This is a genomic window from uncultured Methanobrevibacter sp., assembly GCF_937906425.1.
GTDB lineage: Archaea > Methanobacteriota > Methanobacteria > Methanobacteriales > Methanobacteriaceae > Methanobrevibacter.
In genome coordinates, this window is sequence record NZ_CALCYR010000140.1 from 1 (window position 1) to 5,468 (window position 5,468).

General features: G+C 31.8%; 7 protein-coding genes. 6 read left to right on the forward strand and 1 reads right to left on the reverse strand.

The features are described 5' to 3' along the window. Positions 1–250: 250 nt before the first annotated feature. Positions 251–568 (reverse strand): transcription factor S, encoded by a 318-nt coding sequence (locus Q0138_RS03945; protein ID WP_297981211.1) that lies wholly within the window; start codon positions 566–568, stop codon positions 251–253. A 622-nt stretch (positions 569–1,190) separates the two neighbouring features. Here Q0138_RS03945 and Q0138_RS03950 point away from each other — a divergent pair. The 6 genes from Q0138_RS03950 (at position 1,191) to Q0138_RS03975 (ending at position 5,320) form a co-directional block, all read left to right on the forward strand. Then, positions 1,191–1,712 carry a pyruvate ferredoxin oxidoreductase subunit gamma gene (locus tag Q0138_RS03950; RefSeq protein ID WP_297981223.1) on the forward strand — a complete coding sequence of 174 codons (522 nt, stop codon included), beginning with the start codon at positions 1,191–1,193 and terminating at the stop codon, positions 1,710–1,712. 319 nt (positions 1,713–2,031) lie between these two features. Then, entirely contained in the window at positions 2,032–2,274 is a 243-nt protein-coding gene (gene porD / locus Q0138_RS03955) for a pyruvate synthase subunit PorD (RefSeq protein WP_297981215.1), read from the forward strand. 76 nt (positions 2,275–2,350) lie between these two features. Further along, complete coding sequence (gene porA, locus Q0138_RS03960; RefSeq protein ID WP_297981216.1) at positions 2,351–3,499, forward strand: pyruvate synthase subunit PorA; 1,149 nt, start codon at positions 2,351–2,353, stop codon at positions 3,497–3,499. A gap of 1 nt (position 3,500) precedes the next feature. Continuing rightward, positions 3,501–4,367 (forward strand): pyruvate synthase subunit PorB, encoded by an 867-nt coding sequence (porB, locus tag Q0138_RS03965; protein ID WP_297981217.1) that lies wholly within the window; start codon positions 3,501–3,503, stop codon positions 4,365–4,367. Positions 4,368–4,379: 12 nt separating this feature from the next. Then, a complete protein-coding gene (locus tag Q0138_RS03970; protein ID WP_297981220.1) occupies positions 4,380–4,880 on the forward strand; it encodes a 4Fe-4S dicluster domain-containing protein in 501 nt (166 codons plus the stop codon). A gap of 11 nt (positions 4,881–4,891) precedes the next feature. After that, entirely contained in the window at positions 4,892–5,320 is a 429-nt protein-coding gene (locus Q0138_RS03975; protein WP_297981222.1) for a 4Fe-4S dicluster domain-containing protein, read from the forward strand. Positions 5,321–5,468 lie beyond the last annotated feature (148 nt).

The following is a 5,468-nucleotide window of genomic DNA, read 5'->3' on the forward strand; positions in this document are numbered from 1 at the left end:
TTTTATTTTTTTTAATTTTATTTTTTTTAATTTTATTTTTTTTAATTTTATTTTTTTTAATTTTATTTTTGGTAATGTTTTTTTTATCTGATTTTTATTTTATTTTTATTTTTATTTAATTTTGTTTTTCTTTTTTAGCTATTTTTATGCTTTTATTATTTTTTTATTCTCTAATTTTTAGCTATTTTTATACTATAATTAGTTTTATTGTTCTAAGGTTTAGCAGCAAATGTTTTAAAGAGAAGTTTATCTAATTAGATCTTCTCCAGGTATTTCCGCAGTTTGCACATCTTATAAAGTATGTAGGGGCCTCATCTGCAGATCTTGTTTGAACTGTCCACCAGTATCCCTTTGTTCCTCCACATTTGTAACATGTAATCTTCTTGGTAGGTAATGCCACGTTGTTGTTGTCGGTAAAAATGACAGTCATTTTATTTTTTATCTCTTCTTCGAAGTTATACTCTTCTTCACATTCATCATCTGATATGTATTCACTAAATCCGCATTCGCATTCAAGCATATTTTTTTTAGGAAATAGCATTTTACCACATTCTGGACAAAATCTCATTATATTAACTCCAAATTCAATATTTCATATAGTAAACTATGTTAATTTTCTAATCAGAATTTTAAATTCAAGTATTTGTCTACTTTTTTTAGATTTGATTTATTTTATTTTTAAATTCAAGTATTTGTCTACTTCTTTTTAGATTTGATTTATTTTATTTTTAAATTCAAGTATTTGTCTACTTTTTTTAGATTTAATTTATTTTATTTAAATTTTAATTTTAGATTTTTTTAAAATTTGTTTATAGAATAAAATTAATTATAATCCTATTTAAAATTTTTTGCTTATTTTACAAAACTGCTTAATTTTTTATTCATCCAATGTAAATTTATGAAAAATGTACATAATTATACATGATAATTCATAAAGTTTTTTGATTTTTTTAGATAATTTTTCTAAACTTTTTATTTTTATTAAATTGTTTAAATATCTTATTTTTACTTATATCATTGTTTAATCTTTTTAAATTTTTTTATTTTTTTAATAATCATTTTCTTAATTTTTTTAAAAAATGTTTTTTTATTTTTTAAATAATTTGTAATTATTTATCATTATAAATCAACATATTTAAATAGTTTGTATGTAAAAAATATATACATATGATAGAATGGAGGAAATATCTATGATTGAAATTCGCTTTCACGGACGTGGAGGACAAGGTGCTGTAACTGCAGCTGAAATTTTAGCAAAAGCAGCATTTAAAGATGGTAAATACTCTCAAGCGTTCCCATTCTTTGGTGTAGAAAGAAGAGGAGCTCCTGTTATGGCATTTACCAGAATTGACACTGAACCAATCAATTTAAGATATCAAGTATATAATCCAGATTATGTAGTTGTTCTTGATGATGGTCTTTTAAATGTTGTGAATGTTTATTCTGGAATTAAGGAAAACAGTGAAGTTATTATTAATACCCATCAGGAAATTAAGAATGATGATGTGCCGGTTTATGATATTGATGCAACCGGAATTGCTTTGGAATATTTAGGTGTAAATATTGTAAATACCATTATTTTAGGATATTTTGCTAAAAAGACTGGTCAAGTAAGTATCGAATCTCTTCTTGAAGTGATTAAAGAAACTTTCCCTGGTAAGTTAGGTGAAAAGAACGCCGTAGCGGCTAAAAAAGCTTATGATATGGCTTAATTTTTTTTATTTAAAATTTTTCATTAAAAATCTAATAAATTGCATATTATTTACGATTAAGTTTTATCCAAGACTATTATTTTAAATAGATTAATGGATTAATAGTTCGGTTCTTAAATCTTCAAACTTTTTAATTATTAATTAATCGGTTCTTGAATCGGATTAAATAATTTTAATAAACTCATGCTTATCAAAAAGATTATTACATTTTTTTATGCAATTTCAATGATTATTAAGATTTATTAGTTTTTTATGAATTGTTTTATTTGCAAAAGCCATATTTAAAAAATTAATTCAAATTTTTAAAAAAGGTGATTAAATGGTTTCTATTGGATGTGCAATTAGTGAACCTGGAAGTACTCGTAAGAATAAAACAGGGAGTTGGAGAACTTTTAAACCAATCCTTGATAAAAATGCTTGTGTAGATTGTGATAATTGTATCTTGTTCTGTCCAGAAGGTTGTGTAAATAAGGATCACGATATAGATTATGATTATTGTAAAGGATGCGGTATTTGTAAAGTAGAATGCCCAGTTCAAGCTATTAAAATGGAAATAGAATAGAATGGATGTTAATAAGATTATTCAGTGATTTATTGACATTGCAAAAAAATTATAAAGATTAAGTGGAGAAAATTTTATGGCAAAAGAAATTATGACAACAAATAGAGCAGTTGCAGAAGCTGTAAAGTTAGCTAAACCACAAGTTGTTCCTGTTTACCCTATTACTCCTCAAACTACTATATCCGAATATCTTGCACAATTTGTTGCAGATGGTGATTTGGATGCAGAGTATATTAGAGTAGAATCTGAACACAGTGCAATTAGTGCAACTTTAGGAGCTTCCGAAGCAGGAGTAAGAGTATTTACTGCTACTTCATCCCAAGGGTTAATGTATATGCATGAAATATTATATGCAGCTGCCGGTATGAGGGCGCCAATTGTTATGGCAGATGCAAATAGGGCGATTTCTGCTCCATTAAACATTTGGAATGATCAACAAGATTCCATCGCACAAAGAGATGCTGGATGGATTCAACTTTATGTGGAAAATGCGCAAGAGGCATATGACACTGTTCTTCAAGCTTATAGAATTGCTGAAAATGAAGAGGTAATGTTACCTGTAATGGTATGTCTGGACGGATTTATCTTAACTCACACCGTTGAACCTGTGGATTTACTTGAAGAGGCTGCAGTGGACGAGTTCTTACCTCCATATATACCTAAATTTGCATACTTGGATCCTGAAAGGCCAATGTCTTTAGGAAACTTTGCAGATCCTGAATACTATACTGAAGCCAGACATGACATGCAAGTTGCTATGGACAAGTCCATGGAGGTCATTAAGGAAGTAGGTGCCGAATTCGGTGAAAAATTCGGTAGGGATTACTCTTTGACCGAACCTTACAAATGTGATGATGCTGAAATCATACTGGTTGCAATGGGTTCAATATGCAGTACAGCAAGACATGTTGTGGATGAACTTAGGGCAAAAGGAGAAAAGATAGGTCTTCTTAAAATAAGGTCATACAGGCCTTTCCCATTTGAGGAAATTGATGAAATCGTTAAGAATGCAGACAAATTGGCTATACTTGATAAAAACTTCTCATTTGGTATTGGAGGAGCACTTTTCGCAGATATTAAGGCAAAATGTCATAAGGAAACCTATGGTTTCATTTTAGGATTAGGTGGAAGAGACGTTATTCCTGAATATATTGAAGAAGCTGTTGAATTAACTAAAAACCCAGTTAAAGAAGTTACTTGGTTAGGCTTAAAGGAGGATGAATAGGATGAAAATTCCTGAAGAAGAATTATTGGCACCGGGACACAGAGGTTGTGCTGGTTGTGGAGCTTCAATTGGTGTAAGACTTGCCCTTAAAGCTTTAGGCAGAAACACTGTAGCTGTTTGTGCAACCGGTTGTTTGGATGTAATGACATCTCCTTACCCTGAAACCGCTTGGGAAATCCCATGGATTCACGTTGCTTTTGAAAATGCAGGAGCTGTTGCTTCAGGTGTTGAAAGGGCATTGAAGGCACAAGGAAAGGAAGATGTCAATATCGTTGCCTTTGGTGGTGACGGTGGTACTGCAGATATCGGTATCCAATCCTTATCCGGAGCTATGGAAAGAGGTCACAACATGACCTATATTTGTTACGATAATGAAGCTTATATGAATACAGGTATTCAAAGAAGTGGTGCTACCCCTTATGGTGCATCAACAACTACTTCCCCTGCAGGAAAGGAAAGTTTTGGTGAGGACAAACCTAAGAAAAACATGGCTTTCATTATGGCAGCTCATGGAATTCCTTATGTTGCAACTGCATCCATCGCTTATCCTGAGGACTTTATGAAAAAGGTTAAAAAGGCAGCAGAAACCAAAGGTCCTGCTTACATTCACTTGCAACAACCATGTACTACCGGTTGGGGATTCAAACCTGAACAAACCATTCAACTTGGAAGACTTGCAGTTGAAACCGGTTCATGGGGATTATTTGAAATCGAAAACGGTGAATTCAGAGTAACCTACAGACCTCAAGAAAGAAAACCTGTTATTGAATACTTATCTGCTCAAAAAAGATTCAGACATCTTAAAGAAGAACAAATTGAAGAAATACAAGAATTCGTTGATAATCAATGTGAAGAATTAGGTATCTAAGGAGGGTCTCTTTTGGAGAAATTATTAGTACAAAGTGAATTATGTGACGGATGCTTGGATTGTGAAAAAGCATGTGAAGGAGTTCATGGAGTTCCTAGGATCACTATTCATGATTTGGATGGCTCTTATTTCCCTATTCGTTGTCAACAATGTGAAGACGCTCCCTGTGAGATAATTTGCCCAACCGGTGCAATGAGCAACTTGGGAGTGGATGTCACAAAATGTATTGCTTGTGGTTTTTGTGCAATGGCTTGTCCTTTCGGTGCAATCAGCATTAAATACAATAATGCTCACAAATGTAATCATTGTGCTGATAGGGAAGAAGGTCCTGCATGTGTTAGGGCTTGTTCTAAAAGAGCAATTTCTGTTCAAGACATTGAAACAGTTATTAAAAGAAAACAAAGAGAGCACATTGAAAAGATGCAAGGTTTAGACAAACCTGCTAAGAAAAAAGGTCTTCTCAGTGTTATAACCACTGATACCAGAGCTAGAAAACCATTGGATGGAGACTAAGAGGTGTTATTATGGTTGAATTAAAAGTAAATCCAGAACTTTGTGTAGATTGTGGACTCTGTGAACGTAATTGTCCAAACAATGCAATTCGTGTTCATGAGGGAGTTCCTTTATTCTGTATGCATTGCAGTCCTGAAAAAGCACCTTGTCTTACAGTTTGTCCTGAAAATGCTATTGTAGCATTGGGCGGAGCTATTACTATCAAGAAAGAAAAATGTATTGGTTGCGGATTGTGTCATAGTGTATGTCCCATTGGGGCTATTACCATCAATGAATTAGGTCAAGCTACTAAATGTGACCTTTGTGAGAATTTTGAAACTCAACAATGCGTTGAAGCTTGTCCAACTCATGCTTTGGTAAATGACACTGAAAGCATTATTGCAGCTAAACAAGACAAGCTCTCTGACGGCTTTAAAAGGGTTCAAAGTTTATTGAAATAAATTTTTAAAGAATTTTCTTTAAAAATTCTTTTTCATTTTTCTATTTTTAATTTTTTAATTCATTTATTTATTTTTCTATTTTTAATTTTTCTATTTTTATAGTAATTTACCAAACTTTTATTATAGATGACTGACAAATAATATATTA